This is a genomic window from Bradyrhizobium sp. 62 (assembly GCF_023073035.1).
GTDB lineage: Bacteria > Pseudomonadota > Alphaproteobacteria > Rhizobiales > Xanthobacteraceae > Bradyrhizobium.
In genome coordinates this window covers 520,754-542,544 of sequence record NZ_JADPIT010000010.1, presented here as the reverse complement: position 1 = coordinate 542,544, position 21,791 = coordinate 520,754, and the positions used below count along the sequence as shown (strand labels likewise).

The window sequence follows — 21,791 nt, the reverse complement described above, 5'->3', positions numbered from 1 at the left end:
ACAGTTGTGATTCGAATGTGGCCGCCATGGACCGCAGCATCACAAACTCTTTGGTAAAGTTCGGAGCTGTTCGCCGACCGTAGAATCGCTTCGTTCGTGGCGTTCAGTGCCGCGAACATGAGTTCGTGGTTCATGGTTTCCCCCACAATCATCTTAGGGAGTCCGGGGAAACAACAAGTTAGAATCGATGCTTTAGGACATCTTAACGAAGTGCTAGGTCATTCGATCGCCTTGGCCGCGCGGCGGTATTCGCATCCGACATAGGCGAGTGCCCGAGCGACAGTTCTGCAGGAGCTTGCCGCCGGACCAGCTTTTTTTCCGCTCAGGTTGAGCGCCACGCCATCGCTAGACCCCAGGCTGTCGAGGGCAACCAGTCAGCACAAGTTTTCGCTGTCTGTCAGCAATACGATGCCCTTGCGAGGCAGCTTCTCTCCCGCGATTTGATCCCGCATCGATTGCCCCGTTAGTTGCCCGCCAATAAGACCGATCGCCACCGCTGCGATCAGGACAACAAGGGATGGACAGCCGGGTGGCAAGTTCCGGGGAAACGCGCGCGAGTACCGGCGAGGTGCTGCGCGTCGAAGGTCTGACCGTCCAGTACGGCGCGCTGGTCGCGCTGCGCGACGTGAGCTGGTCGGTTCATAGCAACGAGATCCTCGGCATTATTGGCCCGAACGGAGCCGGCAAAAGCACCTGCTTTGCAGCCGTTACCAACGCCGTAACGTATCGGGGCCGTGCCTTTCTCGACAGCAGCGACGTTTCCGCGCTCCAAACATTCGATCTCGCCGGCCGCGGCCTGCGCCGAACCTTCCAGCAGAACTCATTCTTCGGCGAGTTGACGGTCCTACAGAATGCCATTTCAGCGATCTTCCGCGACTTCTCGACTAACTTGGTCACGTCCATCTTCGTACCCTGGCGCGAGGCCACGACCCGCCGTACCGCCGAGATCGCCGCGGCACAATTGCTCGATTTCTTCGGGATCCCAAGACAGTACCATGACCAGCTTCCGGGCGACATTCCCTATGGCGTGCAGCGGCTGCTGTCGGTGGCGCTTGCCTATGGCACCGGCGCGAAAGTGCTGTTGCTGGACGAGCCGGCCGCCGGCCTCAGCGGAGGCGACATGAAGAAGCTCGCCGATGTCCTGATCGGGTTGCGCAAGCGCGGCCTCGCCCTTGTCGTGATCGAGCATCACATGGACCTGATCATGTCGATTGCGGACCGCATCGTCATGATCGACCAGGGCGCCACGCTGGCGACGGGAACTCCGGCCGACATCCAACGCGATGCCCGGGTCCGCGAAGCCTATCTGGGGCGCGACGAATGACCGGCGTGCTGAGCAGCGATAATCTCTCGGTCCGCTATGCCGGCAATGTTGCAGTTTCAAGCGTCAGTATCGACGTTCCAGCCGGCCGGATGGTCGGCCTCGTTGGCGCGAACGGTGCCGGCAAGACCACGCTGGTCAACGCGCTGGCCGGCTGGTCACGCGGCCACGCCGTTGTAACAGGCCAGGTCCAGCTCCAGGGCCACAACATCGAGAAACTCGCCGCCCACCAGCGCGTCGGACGTGGCCTCACGTTGGTGCCGGAGGGCAAGAACATTTTTGCCGAACTGACGGTCGACGAGAACCTCGCGCTGGTACGCGCGCCCGCCGACACGACCGGCAGACACCTCTTTACCACCCATGAGGTCTTCGACTTCTTTCCCCGCCTCGCAGAACGCCGCTCGCACAAAGGCGCGGCATTATCCGGCGGCGAGCGGCAGATGCTTGCGGTCGGGCGTGCCCTGCTCGCAGGACCGCGCGTGCTGATGCTGGATGAACCTTCCGCAGGGCTCGCGCCTCGACTTATCACCGACCTGCTCTCCCGTATCCGCCTGCTGGTCGATCGCGGGCTGCCGGTGCTGCTGGTCGAGCAGAACGTGAAAGCAGCGCTCAAGGTGGTCGATCATCTCTATCTGCTGGAACGCGGTCGGGTGATCGGCGAAGGTGCGGCCGCGGCAATGGCTACAGATCACCGCATCATCGAGGCCTATCTCGGCACTATCGCGGAATCGCCGACATGAACATCGCGCAGCAGATCATCAATGGCATCGTGCTCGGTTCCGGCTATGCCTGCATTGCGCTCGGCTGGACCATTTTGCTCGGCGTCGCGCGCCTCGTGAATTTCGCCCATGGTCAGCTCTATATGCTCGGCGCGTTCGTCACCTGGTACGCTATCACCAAGCTAGGTCTGTCCTATCCGCTCGCCATTCTCGTCGCGATCATCGTGCTTGGAGCAACCGGCCTCTTGATGCAAAGTGCGATGATGCGCCTAGTGATGACACAGAACCTGACCAGCCTGATGATCGTGACGCTCGGGCTCGGCTATGTACTCCAGGGCGTAAGTGCCCTGATCTTCGGCGGCAATCCCCAGATCCTTCCCGGAACATTGGCGCGCGCCAAGGTGGATCTTGGTCCGCTGTGGTTCACCTGGCAGGACGTGCTGGTGCTTGCCGTGACGATTTTGCTCTATGGCGCCGTTTGGCTCTTCACGCAGCGCACCCGCTTCGGCTCGGTCATTCGCGCCGTCGCCGAGGACCCCAAGCTCGCGGAGCTGTTCGGTATCAACGCCAAGACAGTCTACCTCCTAGTCTTCATGTTCGAATGTTCCGCGGTCGCCCTAGGCGCGGCACTGGTTGCGCCCCGTTCACCGATCTTGACGAGCATGGGTTTTAACGAGGTCATCATGACCTTCGTCGTTGTCGTGCTAGGCGGTATCGGTTCGATCGGCGGCGCGCTCGCGGCTGGCCTCGGGCTCGGCCTGTTCACCGCTTTCTTCGGTGCATTCGTCGCGCCGGCCTACACGACGGCGGCTGCCTTTGCGCTGCTGCTGGCTTTGCTCGTGATCCGTCCCGCGGGGCTTGCGACCAGATGACCGCGATCGAATCCTCTCGGCCGGCCTCGATCCCCTTCCTGCGCCTGATCGCGATCGCGGCTTCCGTCGTGATCGGCTTCTTCCTGCCGCGCCTGCTCGGTGGCACCTCGGTTGCCTATTCGACGCTGACCACGATCGCGATTTTCGCGGTGATGTGCTACGGCGCCGATATCATTTTGTCCTATCTCGGCGAGGTCAGCCTCGGACACACCGTGTTTTGGGCCATCGGCGGCTATGCATCCGCTAACCTCTCGGTCAGCTACGGCGTCAATGGGTGGATCACGGCTGCGACGACAATCGTGCTGTGCCTCGCGGCAGCTGCCTTCCTCGGCGCAGTCACCTTGCGCACTCGCGAATTCGTTTTCTCGCTCGTGACCTACGCGGCAGCCGTCGTCGCCTACGAGATTGCCTTCAACTGGGACGCGGTGGGCGGTTCGGATGGCATCGTCGGCATTCCGCCACTGAAGTTGCCTTTGATCTTCACGAATTTCTCCGGCGCGATGCAAGAGGATCTCTGGCCGATCGCTTTCGCCCTGCTTGTGTTGACTTTGGCCTTCATCGCACGTTTTCGTCGCTCCCGCCTCGGCACCACTGCGCTGATGGTGCAGATGAACCCGGCACTCGCCGCGAGCCTTGGCGTCGATCCACGCCGGATCAGGCTCGCAGTATTCGTGATATCCGCGCCGATCACGGGGCTCGCCGGCTGGCTGTACGCGTATCAGCGCGCCTATGTCGGCCCGGACATGTTCGAGTCCTACTTTCTGGTCCTGATGCTCACCGCCATCGTGCTGGTCGGGCGCCGCATCCTGCTGGGCCCCCTGATCGGCACCGCACTCCTGATCGCCCAGCAGAACCTGTTCTCGCTCGGCGGTGACTGGAACAAGATCGTGCTGGGATCCGTGCTCGCAGTGGTCCTGATCTTCTGGCCGACCGGTCTCGTGGGCCTCTATCGCCGTATTACCAACAAGTCCTGAAGACACATATTGGGAGGAATAGCATGCACAAGACGAAACTGGCTCTCGCGCTGCTGGCGGGTCTCGCATCGATGCCAGCAATGGCGCAGGACATCAAGGTCGGCACTATCTTTCCGCTGAGCGGCGGCGCTGGCCCGGACGGACAGACCGTGACTAATGCCGTCAAGTTGATGGTGCAGCAGATCAACGATAAGGGCGGCCTGCTCGGCCGCAAGCTCACGATGATCTCCAAGGACGACGAGAGTACGCCCGCGGTCGGCGTCAGCCGAGCCAACGAAATGATTGCCGAGAAGGCCGACGTCGTCATTGAAGGGTGGAACTCACCAGTCACGCTCGCGATGCAACCGATCCTCGCGCGTGGCAACGTGTTGGATATCACAGCGGTGTCGAAATCGGAGCTGATCCTCAACGGCGAGACCAATCCGTACGCGATCCGGATTAACAGCTCGAACGGCTTTGACGCTGCCGTGATCGCCAAATATGTCGTCGAGACCATGAAAGCCAAAAAGGTCGCTTTCCTGACTCAGAATGACGTCTACGGCAACGGTTTCCAATCCGCCGTCGAAGCCGAGTTCAAGAAGCTGAATTTTTCCGGCCAAGTCGTCATGACGGAGAAGTTCGCATTCAAGGATACTGATTTCCGCGTCCAGCTTACCAATCTAAAGGGCGCCAACCCGGACGCGGTCATCGTCACTAACTCCTCGAATTCTTCGGGCCTGCCAGCGATGGTCGAGCAGTACCGACAGGCCGGCATCAACTCAACTTTCGTCGGCGCCGTCGGCATCATGCTAACTACGGTGTTCAAGGTCGCCGGCGATGCCAATAACGGCGTGATCTCAGCGGACATCTTCTTCCCTGACTTGCCGCCGTTCACGACCATTCCGGAGAGTAAAGCCTTCGTGGCCGCCTATACGAAGGCCTATGGGGCCGCTCCCGACAAGAGCGCCGCGCTTGGCGCCGCCGCCGTGCAGGTGTGGGCGCAGGCGGTGGAGTCTACAAAGTCGCTTGATCGCAAAACCGTTGCGGACGCGATCCGCGGGAAGCCAGTCAACGGGACGGTGTTCGGCGACGTCCAGTTCCTACCGAGCGGGCAAATGCAGCCGCACTACGTTTTGTTCAAGGTCGTCGACGGCAAGAACGCCAAGCTCGAGGCGCTGCAGCAATAGCTTCGTGCGCGCACTGGACACCTCTAAGCCCGCCACATCACGTGGCCGCCGCCTCGCACCGGCGAGCTTAGCAGTTAGCGACCCTGACTCTGTGTTCAAAGCTGAACTCTGAACCAAGCAGATGGCCATCGTAAGCTCACGTCTCAGCCGGCAGAAATTTGCGTTGCCCTTTCCGGGCCATACCAAGTGAGGCGCGTCTTGCTTTATAGTTGATCCATTGAACCGCAATCTCAGCCGGAGATAGTCGGAGCGCGCGCGAGCGGTGTCGTGGTGTTCCTGGAGACAAGGTGAGATGGCTTGGGCAAAGTCGAATTTTGGCGAGGGCGGGTTGCCGTTGCGGACCAAGTCGAGGCGTCGGTACCGGCGTTTCCTAGGCGACCGTGTTGGTTGGGGCTGCAGCGTCCCTCGTTCTGCTGTCTTTCGGTGCTGGCATGGGCTTCTAGGTCGTGGGCTACTGAACAACCTCGGCGTAAGCGGAGCCTTTTGTTTCGACTGCAAGATTGCTGCATTCGCTGCGGTTGACTCTCACTGATAAGCTTTTCGTCAGACTGATAAGGTTTGTGGCCAAACCTTATCAGTCCACCTCCCACCGTCTGAGCATTTTCTTATCCATCGCAAGACCTCACATGCTTTCTCGATAGGCGTGCTCAGTAGGCGCGCGCGAAGTCACCCTCCTGCTTGATATCCGTGAAGACAGGATAGCGCGGTTTCCAGGCCGTGCCCTTGGCCGTGGTCAGCTGGCTGAGCCGTTCGAGCACGTTGAGACCGTCCTTGCGCAGACTTGCAGACACCGCGGCGCGATCCGGAAAATTCTTTAGAACGGCGTCGAGCCAGATCGTGCGGCCCGCCAGGAAGCCGCTCGCCCCTGCAGCATAAGAGTAGTCGAGCACGCGTTCGAATTTCTCCGGCGCAGCGCCGCCCGACAGCAGCACCCAAGGGATGTTGCGCTCGCGGCAGATATCGCCGATTGCATCGAACTCCTTCTGCGCGGCCTTGGCTGCCCCGCTGCCGTCACTGGCCGGCAGACCGTTGGCCGCGACCGGGCTCTCCAGCTTGAGGAGATCGACGCCATATTCGGGTTTGGCAAACTCGCGCACGCTGTCGATGACCAGACCGGGAAGCTTGCCCGGCGATTCGACGTAGTCAGCGGTGTGATTGGCGCTGCCCAGGAACGGATAAACCAGCAGCTCGAGAACATAGGGAATGTCGTGGCGGGCGCAGTCCTCGCCGATCTCGCGCACGAACTTCTTCTGGTGTTCGTTCACCGCGGCATCGGCGTCTGGCCGATACCAGGCCAGCACCTTGACGGCGTCACCGCCCATGGCGCGGATCTTCTCCACACTCCAGTTGGTGATGGCCCGCGACTTGCGACCGCCCGCGGTCTCCTCGACGCGGTGCTCTTCCAGCGTCATGATCAGGCCGCAGCGCGGCGGCAGCAGATCGATCGCGGCGGGCACGGCAAAGTTCGGGTCGAACAGCATCGAGCTGCAGTGCGGCGCGAGATTCTCGACCAGAAGACGCTTGGCCGCCGTGACGTCGGAATACTCGACCTGGTCCCGCGTGATGCCTTTTGCTTTCGCGATGGCATCGAACAAGGGCGGCCGCTGGTCCAGCGCGACCATTCGAAAATGGCCGTCCGCGTCAGCAAGCCGCGCCAGGCCGCGGTTCTTTCCAATCGTTCTCATGGCTTCGTCCTCATGAATGCAAGACACTCGTTGATGTCGGGGATTCCGTTGCGGCCGCCAGCGTGGCGGCATTTCATGGCAGCCGTCGCCGCCGAAAACGCCATGGCGGCGCCCACGTCCAAGCCAGCGCCGATCGCCAGGGCATAGGCGCCGTGAAAAACATCGCCCGCGCCTGTGGTGTCGACGACCTCGACGGCGTAGGCGACCTGCCGCTGCAGCTGGCCATTCTGGTACCAGCTCACGCCGCCCTCACCACGCGTGACGGCGATGACGCGGCAGCCGAAGCGAGCGAGGGCTGCGAGAGATTTATCATCGGCGGAGCCGGCAAAGGCGGTAAGCGCGGGCTCGGAGAAGATGGCGTGATCGGTTAGGGGCAGCAGCCGCTCGAACACTTCGGCATCGGCCATGTCGCCGTCGAGCACCGTCGGAACGCCGCGCGAGCGTGCCTCGCGGTACAGCGTTGCGGCGCCCTCGACCCAGCGCGGGTCGGCCAGCACGGAGGATGCGCGGCCGACTGCTTCGAGCGGAAGCCAATCCGCGGATTCAGGAAAAAGGCCGCGGAAGTTCACGATCTGCCGCTCGCCGCTGCTGTCGACGATAATTCCGGAGACAGAGGAGCGGCCATCGGGAAACAGCCGGAAATTCTCGACGTCGACGCCTTCGGCGGCGAAGGCGGTCTTCATCTCGTGGCCGGCGGCATCATTCCCTGCCCGCCCCCAGAACGCGACGGACGCGCCGAGCTTCGCCACCGCCACGCTCGCATTGGCGGCCATGCCGCCGCCCAGCGTGCCGTACGCAGCAGCTTTGATCTTCTCGCTTCCACCCGCGAACGGCCGATCGACGCGCCAAACCTGGTCCAGCGCAGAGAGCCCAAGGCAGATCACGTGCACGGGCCTGGCCTTGGACCCGACGTCCGCGAGCGCCAAGAGATCGCCGGTGTTGGCTGACGTACTCACCGGAGGACCTGTCCGTTGGTGGCATCGAACAGATGCGTCTTGCCAGGCTGCGGGCGCAGCGCGAGGCGATCGCCGACTTTCGGTCGCAGCGACGGGTCGATCCGCGCAATCGCGGAGACACCGGCGAGATCAAAATGGATTAGCGTATCGGAGCCGAGCGGCTCGACCAGCTTGACCTCGATGGCAATGCCATCGGCAGCATTGGTGGCGACAGTGAAATGTTCGGGACGAATGCCGAGTACGGCATTGCCGGCCTGGCGCAGACTGCTCGCGGTCTCGCCGTCCACCGGCACGGCCGTTCCACCTTGCGAGAGGATTGCGCAGTCGTCGTGCCACTCGACCGCGAAGAAATTCATGGCGGGCGAGCCGATGAAGCCGGCGACGAACTGGTTGGCGGGTCGCTCGTAGACCGTCTCCGGCGTGTCGTATTGCTGGATCGTGCCGCTCTGGAGCACCACGATGCGGTCGGCCATGGTCATGGCCTCGATCTGGTCATGGGTGACAAAGACCATGGTGGTCTTCAATTGTTGCGAGAGTGCCTTGATCTCGGCCCGCACCTGCCCGCGCAGCTTGGCGTCGAGGTTGGACAGCGGCTCGTCGAACAGGAACGCCTTGGGATTGCGCACGATGGCGCGGCCCATGGCGACGCGCTGGCGCTGGCCACCAGACAGCTCCTTCGGCTTGCGGTCGAGATAAGGCTCGATGTGCAAAAGCGCGGCGGCGCGCTTCACCCGCGCGTCGATTTCCGCTTTCGGCGTTCCCCGCAGCTCCAGCGCAAACGACATGTTGTCGTAGACTCGCATGTGTGGATAGAGCGCGTAGTCCTGGAACACCATCGCGATATCGCGCTTTGCCGCCTGCACGCCATTCACGTGCTTGTCGCCAATGTAAAGGTCTCCACCCGAAATAGGCTCGAGGCCCGCGATGATGCGCAGCAAGGTCGACTTGCCGCAGCCGGATGGGCCGACGAACACCACGAATTCATGGTCCGCGATCTCCAGATTGAGATCGGGGATCACGGTGAAATTACCGTAGCGCTTGGTGAGATTGCGGATCGAGATCGAGGCCATGATCGCTTAGTCCAGCGCCAGCACAGGCTTGATCAGCTCGCCGTTGGCGAACCGCGCGAAGTTTTCAGGGAGATCCGAAAGACCGAACTCGCCGTCAACGAGGACGCGGTATTCGTCCTTGTACTTGCGCAGCAGCTCGACATTCTGCTCGAAATCCGAGACCGGGAAGTAGAAGGTCCGGATCATGTAAAAATCCTTGCGGCGAAATACCTTGCCCTCCTCGATGGTCCATGGCGCGGCGTTCTCGCCGACCAGCACCAGCGCGCCGCGCGGCAAGACGAGCTCGATGCCGAGATTGCGCGCCGCATGGGCGCCCGAGCATTCCATGATGAGCGCGAAGCGCTTCGAGGTGTCGCCGACCGGGTGCGCCTTCGCGCCGAAGGACTGTGCGATCTTCAGCCGCGCCGCATTGGGATCGGCGACATGAATGTCGTTGTAGCCAAGCGCGCGAAGCGCCAGCACGACGCCGAGACCGACAGGCCCCGCCCCCATCACGAGGGCCGGACCGGCCTCGTTCGCCGGCACCACGCGGCTGACGAACCGTACGGCGTGACCGGATGTGCCGATGGTGTCGAGCAACAGCGGCGCGAGGCTGTCCTCGATATCATTGGGTACCGGCAGCAAACAATTTTCCGGCACGGGCACGTATTCGGCATAGCCGCCCGGCCTGTTCCAGCCGATCAGGCTGGAGACCTCGAGGCACATCTGGGTATCGCCGCGCTTGCAGGCGGCACAGTGATCGCAGTGCAAGGGAATGTAGACGGCGCAGCGGCGGCCATGCAGACCGTGGCCTGGCTGCTCGACGACGCCAAAGATCTCGTGGCCGGCGGTGAACTCGGCGCCCTTGTGCCAGAGCTTGAAATCTGAGCCGCACAGCGCCGTTCGCGAGACACGGACCAGCACCTCGCCGGCGCCGATTTCGGGCATCGCCACAGGCTCGATGGTGATTCGGTCGCCGCCGTGGAAGACCGCGGCCTGCATGATCGAATTCGAGCGGGGAGACATATTCATCAAATACCTAGCCTTTCACCGCGCCGAGCGTCAGTCCGGACACCAGCCAGCGCTGAACCAGGGCCGCCAGCACCAGCGGCGGCAATGCGATGAGCGTCGCCGCGGCCATGAGGGCGCCCCATTGCGTCGAGCCTTCGCCGATGAAGTTGAAGGCCGCCGCGATCAGCGTCTTGGTGTCGCCGTTGGAGAGCACCAGCGCAAACAGGAAGTAGTTCCACGAGAAGACGAAGGCGAGGATCGCCGAAACCGCGACGCCCGACGCCACCAGCGGCATCGCGATGCGCCAGAGGATGCGCGTGACGCTGCATCCATCGACTTGCGCAGCCTCGAACACGCTGCGCGGGATGGCATCGAACGACGGCAGCAAGACCCAGATCACGATCGGCAGCGTGATGACGGCGTGGCTGAGGATCAACGCGGTGTAGGAGCCGATCATGCCGATTTGCCGGAACATGACGTACCACGGCAGCAGGAACAGCGTGCCGGGCGCCATGCGCGCCGCCAGCGTCAGGATTGCCGGCCACGTAATCCGGGTCCAGGAGACGGCGAAGGCGGCGGGAATCCCGAACAGCAGCCCGAGCGAGGTCGAACCGACGGTAACGATGAGGCTGTTGAGCGCATAACTCAGGAACGGAGTGGTCCTGGTCAGCTCGGCGTAATTCTCCAGCGTCGGTGTGAAGACCAGCGTCGGCGGATAGGCGGTGACCTCGAAGGACGGCTTGAACGAAGACAGCACCATCCAGACCGTCGGCGCCATGATGATGATGCCGGCGAGCACGAGCTGCACCGTGTTGAGCCAGCGGATCCAGCGGTCGGTGTTGGCGGCATCGTTCATGACATCACCACGCCACTGCGCCCCGCAGGCGGTTGAAGGCGAGCACGGCGCCGAACACGATCGCCGTCAGTGTCAGCATCAGGGCGCTGGCATAGCCGATGTTGAAGAACTCGAAACCGACCCGGAACCCATAAATGTTGAGCGTGTTCGAGGCGTTGCCCGGGCCGCCCTGGGTGGTGATGTAGATGATGTCAAAGAAGCGCAGGAGATCGACGCTGCGCAGGATCGCGGCAGTGACAATGGTCGGCAGCAGCAGCGGCAGCGTGATACGCTGAAATGTCTTGAATGGGGATGCGCCATCGATCTGGGCAGCCTCGTAGACACTCGGCGGCAGGGATTGCAGCCCGCCCAGCACGATCAGAGCGACATAAGGCGTCCACTGCCAGCTGTCGATCAGCGCCACCGTCGGAATGACCAGGGACGGCGAGGCCAGCCAGTCCGACGGGGGCAGGCCGAACGACTGCAGGACATAGTTGGCGGCACCCAGCGAGGGATCGAGGATTACCAGCCACATCATGCCGGCGACCACCGGCGGCATCATGAACGGCGAAATGAACAACGAGCGCACGATGCCCGGTAGCCGCTTGGCGTGGAACAGCACCAACGCCAGCCAGACGCCGAAGACGAGTTGCAGCACTAGCGACAGCACGAATAGGGCTATGGTGATCCACAGCCCGTGCCAGAATTCGTAATCGGAGATCAGCTTGGAATAATTGGCAAGCCCTGCAAAGGACTGCTTGCCGGTCGAGGAAAACGTCTGGAAGCCTAGCCAGATCGTATAGACGACCGGAAACGCGATCATCGCAACCGTGAAGATCACGGCCGGCGCCGAAAGCGCCGCCATTTCCAGCTTCTGCCGGTCCTGCGTGAGTGTCGCAGCCGAGTCAGACATCCGTCCGCGTCCTCAGGTGGGGGGAAATGCCGGCATGCAGCGAGCCTGCCGGCATGAAGCCGTTACTTCTGGGCGATCAACGCATCGAGCGCCTTGTCGGCATCCGCGCAGGCCTGGTCGATCGGCTTTTGCTTGAGGATCAGGTCCTGCACCGCCTGGCCGATGAACTCGCGCGATTCCGGATTGGCGACGATGGGATAGCCGACCTCGGAGGAACCCTTGGTGGCGAGCACGTCGAGAGCGGCCTGCCATTCCTTGCGCACCGGCTCCTCATCGATCCATTTGCGATACTCCGGATCCTTGGCGACCGATGGACGCGGCGGGGCAATGCCCTGGAGCGCCATCTTCTTCTGCACCTCGGGGCTGGTCGCCCACTGCACGAAATACCAGGCCGCATCCGGCTGCTTGCTGTGCGAGGATACCGCCATGCCCCAGCCGATCGTGGTCGGCACCTGGCCGGCCTCCCCCGCCGGGAACGGCAGAAGACCGGTGTCCTTCAACCGCGCGCCACCGTCCATGACGGTGCGAAGCTCGTTGGACGATTCGAACGCCATTGCGGCGCGGCCGCCGCGATAGAGTGCCGAAATCTGCTGGAAGCTGTAATTGACGACGCCAGGCGGACCGAAGTCGCGCAGCAGCCGGCTATAGGTTTCGAGCGCTTCCTTGCCCTTTGCGGAGCACAGGTTCGACTTTCCGTCGGCGATATAGGTGCCGCCGACATTGTGCAGCATGTTGCTGAAGGTGTAGGCGACCGCGGGCTTGAGGCCGCGCGAAACGAACGGCGTCACCGCGCTGTCGCAGGTCTTGATCTTTTCGGCGGCGGCTTCGACGTCCTTGATGGTCTTCGGCGCCTCGAGACCGCACTTCTTGAAGATGTCGGTGCGGTAATAGAAGATCGGCCCTTCGAGATTCATCGGCATGCTGGTGAGCTTGCCGTTGAAGGTCGCGGCCTTCAGCAGGGCCTGGCTGAGCCCGGCTGGATCGTAGTCCTTGGCCACCTCGTTCTTGGCCATCGTGGTGAGGTCGGCATACCAGCCGGCGGCGGCGAACTGCTCGCCCTCGCGCGAGGGCAGCGTCATGAACACGTCAACCTCATCGCTGTTCGCATTCATGACGGTCACCAGACGCTGGCGCATCTGCTGTTCCTGATAACCGTCGACCTTGAGGGTCATGCCGGTCAGCTTCTCGAAATCGACCTTGTAGGTCAGGAGCGCCTGCGCGACCGGATTGTTGTTGGCGAGAAAGGTGACGGTCTTGCCCTTGAACTTCATCCAGTCGAAATCGGCGGCGTGCGAGGGCGCGCCAACAGCGGCGATCGCGAGAACGGGCAACGCGAGATGCGTCGCGAGCATCCTGGCCTTCATTGGACTCTCCTCCCGGCTGGCCGCCTTAAGCTGGCGGACCATTTTGAACACGTTCGTGCACATCTGAAAACGGTTACAAAATAGACCTCACGCTCGCCGTGTCAAGCGATGGACAAACTGCGTGATCTGCGGCAAATACATGCGATTATCACCACCGCCCGGGTTTGCGGCGCAACATGTACCGTTACATTCATGGGACTGACCGACGCCAAGTCTGTGAAACAAGGCATCCGCGCCGTAGCCGCCCGCGCCGGCGTCTCAACCGCATCGGTCTCTCGTGCCCTCAACAATCCGGATGCGGTGAGCCCATCTCTGCGCGTGCGCATCGAACAGGCGATTGACGCGCTCGGCTACATCCCGCATGCGCCCGCGCGCATCCTGTCCTCACGTCGCTCGCGCACTCTTGGCGCGATCGTGCCGACCATCGACAACACGATGTTCGCGCGCGGCATCGCTTCGCTGCAGCACTATCTGTCGTCGGTCGGATACATGCTGTTCCTCACGACGAGCGGCTACGATCTTGACGTCGAATTGCAGCAGGCGCGCAATCTGATCAGCCGCGGCGTCGACGGCCTGGTGCTGCGCGGCGACTGCCATCACGACGGCTTGCGCAAGCTGCTCGCGGACAACGCGGTGCCGTTCATCAATGTGGGCATATACCAGCCCGACCGGCCCTACCCTTGCGTCGGCACCGACAACGAAGCGGCCGCCCATCGCGCCGCCGCCCATGTCATCGAACTCGGCCATCGCCGCATCGGGATCGTCTCGGCTCTCCAGCGCAACAACGACCGTGCCAGCGCTCGCGTTGCCGGCTTTCGCCGCGCGCTGACCGAGAGCGGCCTCGAACTGCCGTCGCAATGGCATGTCGAGGTGCCCTATACGCTGGACGACGCCCGCGAAGCGGCGCGCTATCTCCTGGGGCTCAAGGATCGTCCCACAGCCGTAGTGTGCGGCAACGACGTCATCGCCTACGGCGTGCTGCTCGAGGCGGAACGCAGCGGCTTTTCGGTACCACGCGATCTGTCGGTCGTTGGGTTCGACGATCTCGACTGGAGCCGCCATCTGCGACCGAGCCTGACCACGATTCACGTTCCGACCGGAGAAACCTGGCAACGCGCCGGCGAATATCTGGTGCGCAGCCTCGCCGGCGAGCAGACCATCATGCACCGCGAGATCGACTTTTCACTGGTGGTCCGCGAGTCGACGGCGCCGCTTGCAAAATCCCTGAAGTGAGACAGTCCCGATGAGTTTGAATTTCTCTCTAGCCTCCGGCTTTCATGCCATCGTGATCGGGGGCGCCGGCGACATTGGCGCAGCAATCAGCAACCAGTTTTGCGATCTCGGCGCGACGGTGACCGCAACCGGCGCCAACGATGCCGATCTCGCCCGCACACTCCTCAAGCCGCGCGCGGGCCTCACGCTCGGGACGCTCGACGTCACCGATGATGCGGCCGTCAAATTCTTCGCCAACAAGTACAAGCGGGTCGACGCGCTCGTCAATTGCGCCGGGATTCTCGCCCGCGACAAAGAATTCGAGATCGAGACTTTCGTGAAGGTTCTCGATGTCAATCTCACCGGCACCTTCCGGACCTGCATGGCTTTTCGCGCGCTGCTTGCGGAGGCAAAGGGATCGATCGTCAACATCGCCTCGATGAACGCGGTTTTGGCGCTACCGCGTATCCCCGCCTATTGCGCCAGTAAGGGTGGCGTCGTGATGTTGACCAAGGCACTCGCCTTGAAGTGGGCCGAAGAGGGCATTCGCGTCAACGCAGTTGCGCCCGGCTATATCGAGACCGCGATCAACGCCGCCGGCCGGACTGATCTCGCGCATTACCAGCGCATCGCCGACCGCACCGCGTTCAAGCGGTGGGGACAGCCGGAAGATATTGCCGGCGCCGTCGCGTTCCTGTGCATGCCGGCGTCGCAATATGCGACCGGTACCGTCGTTGCTGTGGATGGCGGGTTTCTCGCAGGTTGACGTCGCGCGAGCACCGGCGGCTGGACATCAACGGATACGTCAAGCGGCGCATCGTCGGCTTCAAACCATCTCTGGAAGCGAGCGCCGGAGTTCCGAGGCGCGCAAGATGACGTCCTATGGCAACGACGAGCGGCAACCTTGCCGCGGTTGACTTGTTATAACATTTAGGCAAATGTCCTTACTAACCGGAGCGCAAAATCCGGATTTTCGGGAGGACCGTATGACGTCATTCAAGCCGACGCGACGAACGCTCATCAAAACCGGAACCGCGGCAGCGGCTCTGGCGACGTTTGGACCTACTCTTCTCCGACAGGCCGCCGCGCAGGAAGCCGACCTCGCGCCGTACAAGTCCGCCAAGATCGACTGGCAGCAGGTATCAGGCGAAACAATCACTGTCGCGGTTATCCCGGCGAGCTACTTCGAAAACCTGATCACGCTGGCACCTCAGTTCAAGGCGCTGACCGGCATTGATGTCCGTTTTGAAAAGATCCCCCCGGCGCAGATCCGGCAGAAGAGCGTCATCGACCTGACCTCGAAGACCGGTACCTACGCGACCCACGCCGCCGACCCCATGTATTACGCGCTCTACGCCGCGAACAAATGGGTCGAGCCGCTCGACACCTATCTGAAGGACAAGTCGCTGACGGATGAGGCCTGGTTCAAGCTCGATGACATCATTCCGGCCTGGCGCAGCGCCAACGGCATCGACGGCAAACTCTACGGCATGCCCTATGACGGCGAAGTGACCATTCAGGTCTATCGCAAGGATCTCTACGATGCGAAAGGCCTTAAGCCGGCCGATACGCTCGAAGCTTATATGTCGAACGCCGCGGCGTTGAACACGCCAAACGACCGCGTTTGGGGCGCGGCTCTGCGCGGCGTCGCCGGCGCAGGCCAGAACATGTACATCTATCCGTCGATTTTCCGCGAGTTCGGTGGCGACTGGATGAAGGGCGGCAAGCTCACCGTCAACGGTCCCGAGGCCGAGGCGGCGCTCGCCTGGTACGTCGACATCATGAAGAAGTACGCGCCGACGGCAGCGGCGAACTGGAACTGGCCGGATATCGCCGATGCCTTCTCGCAAGGCACCGTCGCCAGTTACATCGACGCGCATTCGTCGGCCTCGGTCATCAACAATCCGGAGAAATCCAAGGTGATCGGCAAGGTCGCCTATGCCCGTTGGCCCAAGGGCCCCTCGGGCAAGCGCACCACGTCGATCTGGAACTGGGGTTTCCCCATCAATTCCGCGCTACCGGAGAAGAAACGCAAGGCGACCTGGCTGTTCATCCAATGGGCTGCCAGCGCCGAGACTCAGGCGCGCACCGCGCACAAGTTCGCCGGTCCCACCAAACGCTCCGGCGTCAACCGCACTTCGGTGTGGAAGGATCCCGACTACATCAAGCTGATGAACGGCTTTGGCGAGAACTTCGTCGAGGCCACGATGGGCGCCCTGCAGGACGACACCGACGTCGACTGGCGTCCGCGCGTGCCGCAATGGCCGGCGATCGGCGACACCATGGCAACCGCGATTCAGTCGGCCCTCTCCGGCCAGGCCACGATCAAGGCCGCATTGGACGATGCGCAGCGCCGCATCGAACCCATGATGCGCGGCTGAGCCATGGCGACGACCGCGGTGACATCGGCCGGGATCGCGAGCGAGGCGCCTCGCAGCGATTTCGGCCGCGTCCTCGCGCAGCGCGAGCGCCGGTTTGCAGCAGCCCTGCTTGCACCGGCATTTATTGCGCTGCTCGCCACCACGACGTTTCCGCTGCTCTTCTTGATCTATACCAGTGCGTTCCGGATGGACCTGGCGATGCCGTTTACTAACGGCTTCGTCGGGCTCGAGAACTACCAAGTGCTGCTCTCCGACGAGCGCTTCTGGACCTCGCTGCTGGTCAGCCTCGTCTACACCGGCTCGACCGTCGCGCTCCAGGTCATCATTGGGCTGGCGCTCGCCTTGCTGGTGATGGACATGAAGCGCGGCCAAGGCTGGTTTCGTGTCATCGCGATCCTGCCTGTGGTGCTGTCGCCGGCCGTGGTCGGCATGATCTGGCGCACTTTCATGCTGGCACCGGAATTCGGGATCGTGGACTTCCTCGCCATCAACGCCGGTCTCGGCAGCAAGAACTGGCTCGGCGATCCCACGCTTGCGATGGTCTCGGTGATCGCAATCCATACCTGGCAATGGACGCCGTTCGCGTTCATGGTGCTGCTGGCCTCGCTGGCCTCACTGCCCGAGGACATCTATGAGGCCGCGCGGCTCGATCGGGCTTCGGCCTGGCAACGCTTCCGCCGCATCACCCTGCCCTTGCTGCGGCCCGCGATCGTCATGGTCATCATCATGCGGACGATGGTGGCGCTGACGGCGTTTGCTGCGATCTTCACCGTCACCGGCGGCGGCCCCGGGACCGCGACCGAGATCCTCAACCTCTATGCCTACAGGAAATCCTTCACCGAGTTGTCAATCGGGTACGGTGCGGCGCTGGCGGTGGCGCTGCTGATCGTGACCATCATCATCTCCGGCATCCTGTTTGCCCTGCGGAGGGCGAAGTGACGGCAAAGCGCCTCCGCGCCATCGCCCTGCTGGCGATTTCCATGGTCTTCCTGCTGGCCTGGGCTTTCCCGATCATCTGGAGCGTGCTGAATTCGCTCAAGACTGAATCCGATGTGCTCGCCTATCCGCCCAAGCTGGTTTTCTCGCCGACGCTGGAGGCCTATCGCGACGTGCTGTTCGGCTCCGGATCGATCCTCCCGAACCTCCTTTCGAGTGCCATCATCTCGGTCGGCACTACTATCGTGACCATGTTGATGGCGGTGCCTGCGGCCTATGCGCTGGCGCGGCTGCGCTTTCGCGGCAAGAAGTTCGCGGGCTTCTATGTCCTGGCGACACAGATGCTGCCGCCAGTCGGCATCATCATCCCCTATTTCTTGGTGCTGAGGAACATCGGCTGGATCGATACCTATCAGGGCATCATCCTGATCTACCTGTCGTTCTCCCTGCCTTTCGCGATCTGGCTGCTGGTATCCTATTTCGAGGACATTCCCTTCGAGATGGAGGAAGCCGCCTATCTCGACGGCGCCAGCAGGCTCAAGACGCTGTGGCGCATCATCATCCCGCAGGTCCGCGGCGGCATCGCCGTCACCGTCGTGTTCGTATTCCTCAATGCCTGGAACGAATTTCTGTTCGCGGTCGTGCTCAGCGGTAACACGGTGCGTCCGGTCACGGTGGCCATGTTCAACTTCGTCTCCGTCGAGCAGACGCTGTGGGCCAAGCTCGCAGCTGTCTCGGTCCTGGCCATGCTTCCTGTAGTCGTGCTCGGAGTAGTCGCGCAGAAGCACATCGTGAAGGGTCTGACGGTCGGTGCAGTCAAAGGCGGAGGGCGCCGATGAGCGGCCAGGGTCGGGTCAGTTTTCGCAACATCGTCAAGATGCACGGCGAGTTCGCCGCGCTCAAGGGCGTCAATTTCGAAATCAAGCCGGGCGAGTTTTTTGCCCTGCTCGGACCGTCCGGCTCCGGCAAGAGCACGACGCTGCGCATCCTTGCCGGTCTCGATGCGCCGACCGCCGGCCGAGTGCTGATCGACGACAAGGACGTCACCTCGACTGACGCGCGCGATCGTGACATCGCCATGGTGTTTCAAAGCTACGCGCTCTATCCGCACATGACCGTCGCCGAGAACATCGCCTTCCCACTCGAGATGGCCAGGCTTCCGAAGGCCGAGATTGCTTCCGCCGTGCAAGAAGCAGCAAGAAAAGTGAAGATCGACCACCTTCTGGACCGGAAGCCGGGCCAGCTCTCGGGCGGTCAGCAGCAGCGCTGCGCACTCGCCCGCGCGATCGTGCGCAAGGCGCGCTTGTTCCTGCTCGACGAACCCCTCTCCAACCTTGACGCCAAGCTTCGGCTGGAGACCCGGGCCGAATTAAAGAAGTTGCAGCGCTCCCTGGGCGTCACCGCGGTCTACGTCACCCATGACCAGGAAGAGGCCATGACGCTGGCCGACCGCATGGCGGTGTTCATGTCAGGCGAGATCCAGCAGATCGGCACGCCCGCAGAAGTGTTCGCGCGCCCGAACTCGATTGATATCGCCGGCTTCATCGGCAATCCCCCGATGAACCTCGTCCCCGCCCGCTATGTCGACGGCGACGTGATCATTGCCGGGCATCGTCTCAAGACGACCACCACAACCGCGGGCGAGCGTGATGTGGTGGTCGGGCTTCGCCCCGGCGCCCTGCGCATGACGGAGGGTGGACTCGGCGCGCGCGTCGACCTGATCGAGGACCTCGGAGATACCGCCGTGCTCGACCTCGACTGCGCCGGCATCATGATCCGCATGCGCGTCAGCGACGGCAACATCCCCGGCGAAGGCGAGACCATCTCGATCACCACCCGTCCCCAGGACATTCATTTGTTCGATCCCACGACCCGCATGCGGCTCTGACACCATGGCTGTTCAAACCCACAAGAAGAAGTCCGCTCCGCTCGGCAGCGATGTCGCGGAAGGCTCGACGCCCCTGCACGTCCAGATTCGCGAGTCCATTCGCAGTCAGGTTCGGGACGGCAAGCTGATCGACGCCACCGGCCGCCTGATGACCGAGGCCGAGCTCGGCCGTCATTTCAGCGTCAGCCGCATTACAATCCGCAATGCCATTGCGCCGCTGGTGAACGAAGGCATGTTCGACCGCTCACGCGGCCGCGGCACATTCCTGCGCTCGAACCAGCCCGAGAACTGGGTCGGCCGCCTCATGGGCTTTTCGGAGACCATCCGCGACGCCGGCTACCATGCCGGCGCCAGGATTTTGCAGCAAGGCATGACCAATCGCCACGATGCCGCCGTTCGCGAGCAGCTGCGCGAGCGCGCCGTCTGGCAACTCAAGCGTCTGCGGCTCGCCGACGAAACGCCAATCGCGATCGAGCACGCCTTCTATCCGCCGGAGATCGGTCTCGAGCTCGAAAAGCGCGACCTGGTCTCGATTATCATGTATCGCGTCTTCGAGGACGAGCTCGGCCTCACCATCAAGGACGCGCAGCAGACGATCAGCGCCGATCTTGCCGACGCCGGCAGCGCAAAACTGCTTGGCGTGAAGGTCGGCTCGCCTCTGCTCGCCATCGAACGCGTCACCTTCGGCAGGGAAGGACGGGCGCTGGAACTTCTGCGCGCCGTCTACCTGCCAAAATATTTCCGCCTCAGCATCAGCCTGACGCGTCGCCATTGCTGACAACGCCACACGTCAATAACGAGGACATAAAACATGCCGAATGGCGCAAAGACCTCTGATAGGCCCAACATCCTGCTCATCCTCAATGACGACATGGGCTTTTCGGACATCGGCTGTTACGGCGGCGAGATCCAGACGCCGAACCTCGATCGTCTTGCGGCGAACGGGCTGCGTTACTCACAGTTCTACAACACCGCGCGCTGCAGCCCGTCTCGCGCCTCGCTGCTCACCGGCCTGCATCCGCACCAGACCGGCATCGGCATCCTCACCTACAGCAACGGTCCGGAAGGCTATGCCGGCAATCTGAACAAGAGTTGCGTGACGATCGCCGAAGCGCTCAAGAGCAGGAATTATACGAGCTATCTCAGCGGCAAGTGGCATATCGCCAGCAGCCTTACCGAGCCGACCGACGCCTGGCCGATGCAGCGCGGCTTCGACCATTTCTATGGCACCATCATCGGCGCCGGCAGTTTCTATCACCCGAATACGCTAACCCGCGGCAACGACAATATCGAGCAAGAGGCCGTCAAGGACCCGTCGTTCTTCTATACGGATGCGATCAGCGATCAGGCAGCCGCCTTCATCCGCCAGCACAGGGCGGAAAAGCCCGACGGGCCGTTCTTCCAGTACGTCGCCTACACTGCCCCGCATTGGCCGCTCCACGCCCATGAAGATGACATAGCAAAATACAAGGGCCGCTTCGACGCCGGCTGGGACAAGCTGCGCGAGGAGCGCCTCAAGCGCCTCGTCGAAGACGGCATCATCCATCCGAACTGGCGCCTGACCGACCGCGATCCGACCCAACCCGCCTGGACCGACGCCGAGCAGCGCGAATGGACGCTGCGCTGCATGGAGGTCTACGCGGCCCAGATCGACCGGATGGACCAGGGCATCGGGCGTATCTTGAAGGCGCTGGAAGAAACCGGCCAGATGGACAACACGCTAATCATCTTCCTCTCGGACAACGGCGCCTGCGCTGAGGATATTCCGGAAGGCGTCACTGCGAAGGAGCTGGTCGACCAGCTCATGATCGCGCAGGCAAAGACCCGCGACGGCAGGGCCGTGCGTTTCGGCAACGATCCAAGCCTTATGCCCGGCGGCGAGGACACTTATCAGAGCTACGGCACCGCCTGGGCCAATCTCTCCAACACCCCGTTCCGGCTCTACAAGCACTGGGTTCACGAGGGCGGTATCGCCACGCCGTTCATTGTGCACTGGCCGCGCGGCATCTCCGAAAAGGGCGGCCTGCGGCACAATCCAGGCCAACTCACCGACGTGATGGCGACCATTCTTGACGTCACCGGTGCCACCTACCCCAGTGAATACAACGGCAGCCCTATTTTGCCCTGCGAGGGCGAAAGCCTGGTGCCATCATTCACGGCGGCTTATGGCAATCGGGGCCCGCTGTTCTGGGAGCACGAAGGCAATGCGGCCGTGCGCGTCGGCAAGTGGAAGCTGGTACGGAAATATCCTGGCCCTTGGGAGCTCTACGACATGGAAGCGGACCGCACCGAGATGAACGATCTGGCCGCACAGTATCCGGATCGCGCCAGCGAGATGACGGCGCAATACCAGCAATGGGCGAATCGTTGCGGCGTGATCCCGCGCGAGAAGATTCTCGAATTGATGAGGGCGGAAGGCGGCACGGCCTTCTGGGAAGAAGAGAAGCAGAAATAGCACATGACCGGGGATCGTTCACATTGCTGCATCCGAGGCGATGCCGGCAAGGAG

The 21,791-nt window shown here is 62.4% G+C and carries 20 protein-coding genes; 13 read left to right on the top strand and 7 right to left on the bottom strand.

Annotated features, from left to right (window positions below; translation table 11 throughout):
- The first annotated feature begins 517 nt into the window (after positions 1-517).
- The 5 genes from IVB47_RS06740 to IVB47_RS06720 all read left to right on the top strand — a co-directional run bounded on the left by IVB47_RS06740 (position 518) and on the right by IVB47_RS06720 (position 5,052).
- Complete coding sequence (locus tag IVB47_RS06740) at positions 518-1,324, top strand: ATP-binding cassette domain-containing protein (RefSeq protein ID WP_247460539.1); 807 nt, start codon at positions 518-520, stop codon at positions 1,322-1,324.
- A complete protein-coding gene (locus IVB47_RS06735; RefSeq protein WP_247460537.1) occupies positions 1,321-2,061 on the top strand; it encodes an ABC transporter ATP-binding protein in 741 nt (246 codons plus the stop codon). The genes IVB47_RS06740 and IVB47_RS06735 overlap by 4 nt, the downstream gene beginning before the upstream one ends.
- The gene (locus IVB47_RS06730; protein WP_247460535.1) at positions 2,058-2,912 is read left to right on the top strand and encodes a branched-chain amino acid ABC transporter permease; all 855 of its coding nucleotides are present in this window, start codon (positions 2,058-2,060) and stop codon (positions 2,910-2,912) included. Before IVB47_RS06735 ends, IVB47_RS06730 begins: the two co-directional genes overlap by 4 nt.
- On the top strand, positions 2,909-3,886 hold the full coding sequence (locus tag IVB47_RS06725; protein ID WP_247460533.1) for a branched-chain amino acid ABC transporter permease: 978 nt from the start codon (positions 2,909-2,911) through the stop codon (positions 3,884-3,886). Before IVB47_RS06730 ends, IVB47_RS06725 begins: the two co-directional genes overlap by 4 nt.
- 80 nt (positions 3,887-3,966) lie before the next feature.
- Complete coding sequence (locus IVB47_RS06720; protein WP_247460531.1) at positions 3,967-5,052, top strand: ABC transporter substrate-binding protein; 1,086 nt, start codon at positions 3,967-3,969, stop codon at positions 5,050-5,052.
- A gap of 647 nt (positions 5,053-5,699) precedes the next feature.
- On the opposite strand, the gene IVB47_RS06715 is transcribed toward IVB47_RS06720, so the two are convergent.
- From IVB47_RS06715 to IVB47_RS06685, 7 genes are all read right to left on the bottom strand, one after another.
- The gene (locus IVB47_RS06715) at positions 5,700-6,737 is read right to left on the bottom strand and encodes a tagatose 1,6-diphosphate aldolase (protein WP_027519166.1); all 1,038 of its coding nucleotides are present in this window, start codon (positions 6,735-6,737) and stop codon (positions 5,700-5,702) included.
- A complete protein-coding gene (locus IVB47_RS06710; protein ID WP_247460573.1) occupies positions 6,734-7,621 on the bottom strand; it encodes a sugar kinase in 888 nt (295 codons plus the stop codon). Before IVB47_RS06710 ends, IVB47_RS06715 begins: the two co-directional genes overlap by 4 nt.
- Positions 7,622-7,689: 68 nt before the next feature.
- Complete coding sequence (gene ugpC / locus IVB47_RS06705; RefSeq protein ID WP_247460528.1) at positions 7,690-8,763, bottom strand: sn-glycerol-3-phosphate ABC transporter ATP-binding protein UgpC; 1,074 nt, start codon at positions 8,761-8,763, stop codon at positions 7,690-7,692.
- A 6-nt stretch (positions 8,764-8,769) separates the two neighbouring features.
- Entirely contained in the window at positions 8,770-9,774 is a 1,005-nt protein-coding gene (locus tag IVB47_RS06700; protein ID WP_247460526.1) for a zinc-binding dehydrogenase, read from the bottom strand.
- Positions 9,775-9,781: 7 nt separating this feature from the next.
- Positions 9,782-10,609, bottom strand: coding sequence for a carbohydrate ABC transporter permease (locus IVB47_RS06695; RefSeq protein ID WP_027519170.1), 828 nt, complete (start codon positions 10,607-10,609; stop codon positions 9,782-9,784).
- A gap of 4 nt (positions 10,610-10,613) precedes the next feature.
- The gene (locus tag IVB47_RS06690) at positions 10,614-11,501 is read right to left on the bottom strand and encodes a sugar ABC transporter permease (protein ID WP_035968926.1); all 888 of its coding nucleotides are present in this window, start codon (positions 11,499-11,501) and stop codon (positions 10,614-10,616) included.
- 62 nt (positions 11,502-11,563) lie between these two features.
- On the bottom strand, positions 11,564-12,865 hold the full coding sequence (locus IVB47_RS06685) for a sugar ABC transporter substrate-binding protein (RefSeq protein ID WP_247460524.1): 1,302 nt from the start codon (positions 12,863-12,865) through the stop codon (positions 11,564-11,566).
- Positions 12,866-13,057: 192 nt separating this feature from the next.
- Between IVB47_RS06685 and IVB47_RS06680 the strand changes: the two genes are divergently transcribed.
- The 8 genes from IVB47_RS06680 (at position 13,058) to IVB47_RS06645 (ending at position 21,737) form a co-directional block, all read left to right on the top strand.
- Entirely contained in the window at positions 13,058-14,098 is a 1,041-nt protein-coding gene (locus IVB47_RS06680; protein ID WP_247460522.1) for a LacI family DNA-binding transcriptional regulator, read from the top strand.
- A 10-nt stretch (positions 14,099-14,108) separates the two neighbouring features.
- Entirely contained in the window at positions 14,109-14,843 is a 735-nt protein-coding gene (locus tag IVB47_RS06675; RefSeq protein WP_027519174.1) for an SDR family oxidoreductase, read from the top strand.
- 220 nt (positions 14,844-15,063) lie between these two features.
- Positions 15,064-16,458, top strand: a complete 1,395-nt coding sequence (locus IVB47_RS06670) for a sugar ABC transporter substrate-binding protein (RefSeq protein WP_247460520.1) — start codon at positions 15,064-15,066, stop codon at positions 16,456-16,458.
- Positions 16,459-16,461: 3 nt separating this feature from the next.
- Positions 16,462-17,397 (top strand): sugar ABC transporter permease, encoded by a 936-nt coding sequence (locus IVB47_RS06665; RefSeq protein ID WP_247460518.1) that lies wholly within the window; start codon positions 16,462-16,464, stop codon positions 17,395-17,397.
- On the top strand, positions 17,394-18,233 hold the full coding sequence (locus IVB47_RS06660) for a carbohydrate ABC transporter permease (protein WP_247460516.1): 840 nt from the start codon (positions 17,394-17,396) through the stop codon (positions 18,231-18,233). Before IVB47_RS06665 ends, IVB47_RS06660 begins: the two co-directional genes overlap by 4 nt.
- On the top strand, positions 18,230-19,282 hold the full coding sequence (locus IVB47_RS06655) for an ABC transporter ATP-binding protein (protein ID WP_027519177.1): 1,053 nt from the start codon (positions 18,230-18,232) through the stop codon (positions 19,280-19,282). The genes IVB47_RS06660 and IVB47_RS06655 overlap by 4 nt, the downstream gene beginning before the upstream one ends.
- Before the next feature lie 4 nt (positions 19,283-19,286).
- On the top strand, positions 19,287-20,060 hold the full coding sequence (locus tag IVB47_RS06650; protein ID WP_247460514.1) for a GntR family transcriptional regulator: 774 nt from the start codon (positions 19,287-19,289) through the stop codon (positions 20,058-20,060).
- 33 nt (positions 20,061-20,093) lie between these two features.
- Positions 20,094-21,737, top strand: coding sequence for an arylsulfatase (locus tag IVB47_RS06645; RefSeq protein WP_247460511.1), 1,644 nt, complete (start codon positions 20,094-20,096; stop codon positions 21,735-21,737).
- Positions 21,738-21,791 lie beyond the last annotated feature (54 nt).

Bases quoted from the DNA above. Each gene is read 5' to 3' on its own strand.
- IVB47_RS06695 (WP_027519170.1), bottom strand. From the start codon at position 10,609: ATGAACGATGCCGCCAACACCGACCGCTGGATCCGCTGGCTCAACACG.
- IVB47_RS06670 (WP_247460520.1), top strand. From the start codon at position 15,064: ATGACGTCATTCAAGCCGACGCGACGAACGCTCATCAAAACCGGAACC.
- IVB47_RS06650 (WP_247460514.1), top strand. From the start codon at position 19,287: ATGGCTGTTCAAACCCACAAGAAGAAGTCCGCTCCGCTCGGCAGCGAT.
- IVB47_RS06665 (WP_247460518.1), top strand. From the start codon at position 16,462: ATGGCGACGACCGCGGTGACATCGGCCGGGATCGCGAGCGAGGCGCCT.
- IVB47_RS06655 (WP_027519177.1), top strand. From the start codon at position 18,230: ATGAGCGGCCAGGGTCGGGTCAGTTTTCGCAACATCGTCAAGATGCAC.
- IVB47_RS06725 (WP_247460533.1), top strand. From the start codon at position 2,909: ATGACCGCGATCGAATCCTCTCGGCCGGCCTCGATCCCCTTCCTGCGC.
- IVB47_RS06645 (WP_247460511.1), top strand. From the start codon at position 20,094: ATGCCGAATGGCGCAAAGACCTCTGATAGGCCCAACATCCTGCTCATC.
- IVB47_RS06735 (WP_247460537.1), top strand. From the start codon at position 1,321: ATGACCGGCGTGCTGAGCAGCGATAATCTCTCGGTCCGCTATGCCGGC.
- IVB47_RS06685 (WP_247460524.1), bottom strand. From the start codon at position 12,865: ATGAAGGCCAGGATGCTCGCGACGCATCTCGCGTTGCCCGTTCTCGCG.
- IVB47_RS06690 (WP_035968926.1), bottom strand. From the start codon at position 11,501: ATGTCTGACTCGGCTGCGACACTCACGCAGGACCGGCAGAAGCTGGAA.
- ugpC (WP_247460528.1), bottom strand. From the start codon at position 8,763: ATGGCCTCGATCTCGATCCGCAATCTCACCAAGCGCTACGGTAATTTC.
- IVB47_RS06700 (WP_247460526.1), bottom strand. From the start codon at position 9,774: ATGAATATGTCTCCCCGCTCGAATTCGATCATGCAGGCCGCGGTCTTC.
- IVB47_RS06715 (WP_027519166.1), bottom strand. From the start codon at position 6,737: ATGAGAACGATTGGAAAGAACCGCGGCCTGGCGCGGCTTGCTGACGCG.
- IVB47_RS06675 (WP_027519174.1), top strand. From the start codon at position 14,109: ATGAGTTTGAATTTCTCTCTAGCCTCCGGCTTTCATGCCATCGTGATC.
- IVB47_RS06680 (WP_247460522.1), top strand. From the start codon at position 13,058: ATGGGACTGACCGACGCCAAGTCTGTGAAACAAGGCATCCGCGCCGTA.
- IVB47_RS06730 (WP_247460535.1), top strand. From the start codon at position 2,058: ATGAACATCGCGCAGCAGATCATCAATGGCATCGTGCTCGGTTCCGGC.
- IVB47_RS06720 (WP_247460531.1), top strand. From the start codon at position 3,967: ATGGCGCAGGACATCAAGGTCGGCACTATCTTTCCGCTGAGCGGCGGC.
- IVB47_RS06740 (WP_247460539.1), top strand. From the start codon at position 518: ATGGACAGCCGGGTGGCAAGTTCCGGGGAAACGCGCGCGAGTACCGGC.